At 65.1% G+C, this 1,230-nt stretch carries 3 protein-coding genes; 1 reads left to right on the top strand and 2 read right to left on the bottom strand.

What is annotated here, in order from left to right; translation table 11 throughout:
• Positions 1-734 (top strand): MFS transporter (locus tag NS334_RS17435; RefSeq protein ID WP_153002851.1); only part of this gene is annotated, 734 nt, incomplete at its 5' end.
• A 12-nt stretch (positions 735-746) separates the two neighbouring features.
• Here NS334_RS17435 and NS334_RS17430 read toward each other — a convergent pair.
• Both NS334_RS17430 and NS334_RS17425 read right to left on the bottom strand, forming a co-directional pair.
• A complete protein-coding gene (locus tag NS334_RS17430; RefSeq protein ID WP_058757038.1) occupies positions 747-938 on the bottom strand; it encodes a hypothetical protein in 192 nt (63 codons plus the stop codon).
• A gap of 77 nt (positions 939-1,015) precedes the next feature.
• A partial coding sequence (locus tag NS334_RS17425; RefSeq protein ID WP_193753179.1) for an encapsulin occupies positions 1,016-1,230 on the bottom strand: 215 nt, incomplete at its 5' end.

The following is a 1,230-nucleotide window of genomic DNA, read 5'->3' as shown; positions in this document are numbered from 1 at the left end:
CTTACGGATGGCGGGTCGCATTCCTGCTCGGGGCGGTCTGCCTGCCGTTCGGCATCTGGATGCGCCGTACGCTGCCGGAAACGGTTCCCCACGGCGAGCGCGCCGGCGCTGATGTCGAGAGCTCGAACCATGTCGCGTTGGCGCGCCGGCACTTTCGCGTGATCGTGCTGGCGCTGATGATCCTCGCCAGCGGCACGATCTCGACCTACGTGACGCAGTACATGACGACCTACGCCAAGAACACGCTGCATGTGCCGCCGTCGCTGGCGTTCACCGTGTCGCTGGTGAGCAACGGACTTCAGATCATCGGTGCGGTGCTCGGCGGCTGGCTCGCGGACCGGCTGGGGCGCAAGCCGATCATGATCTGGCCGCAACTGGTCGTGCTGGTGCTGACCTATCCGGCCTTCCTGTGGATCGTCCGGGATCCCGGCGCGGGGTCGCTGCTGTTCGGCTTCGGCCTCCTATCGTTCATCGGATCGCTGCCGTTCACGGCGTTCTCTGCCGCCTTCACCGAAGCGCTGCCGCAGAACATTCGCGGCGGCGTGTTCGCCACGATCTACGCGGTCGCGATCGCGACGTTCGGCGGTACCGCGCAGCTCGTGGTCACGTGGCTGCTGCACGTAACCGGCGATCCCTTGGCGCCGTCCTGGTATCTCTTGCTCGCGGCTGCGGTCGGCATCGTGGCGATGAGCCTGATGCCCGAGACCGCGCCGGTAAGGGTCGGCGACACGTAATGCCGGGTTGATCTAGTCCATGTCGCGGAAGGCGTGGCCTTTGGCCTCGATCTCCTTCCCGAGCTGCGCCGGCAGATTGGCCTGCCCGAAGCTGCCGTCGAAAACCCAGTCCTTGGCCTCACCGAGATCAGGAAGGCCGGCGCCCTTGCGGACGTAGAGACCGACCGATGCCTTCTTCGGATTGATGTAGAGATCGTAGTCCATTGCGCGCCTCCTCTCCGTTGAAGTTCAACGGAAGTTCCAGCGGCAGCCGGAGCTTCCTGGAGTGAACGCCGACAAGGCTAGGCGGGTTTCTTCGCCTCCGGCGCCAGCACCACCGACGCTTCGCTCGTCAGCATCAGGAACGTGATGGTCTCCTGGAAATAGAGCTGGACCGCGGTCGCTGAGTGGCTGAGATAGCCGATCGACAGGTCCTGGCCGATCGAGAGCTGGAAATCGCCGCCGCGGGTGGTGAGCAGGACACCGCCCTCGATCGCGGGCGCCCAGATGATCTTGC

It is taken from the genome of Sphingomonas endophytica (assembly GCF_001476895.1).
GTDB classification, from domain to species: Bacteria; Pseudomonadota; Alphaproteobacteria; order Sphingomonadales; family Sphingomonadaceae; genus Sphingomonas; species Sphingomonas endophytica_A.
This window is presented reverse-complemented; position numbering and strand designations above follow the sequence as displayed.

Excerpts from the sequence above, each read along its gene's own strand:
- NS334_RS17430 (WP_058757038.1), bottom strand. The coding sequence starts at position 938 with ATGGACTACGATCTCTACATCAATCCGAAGAAGGCATCGGTCGGTCTC.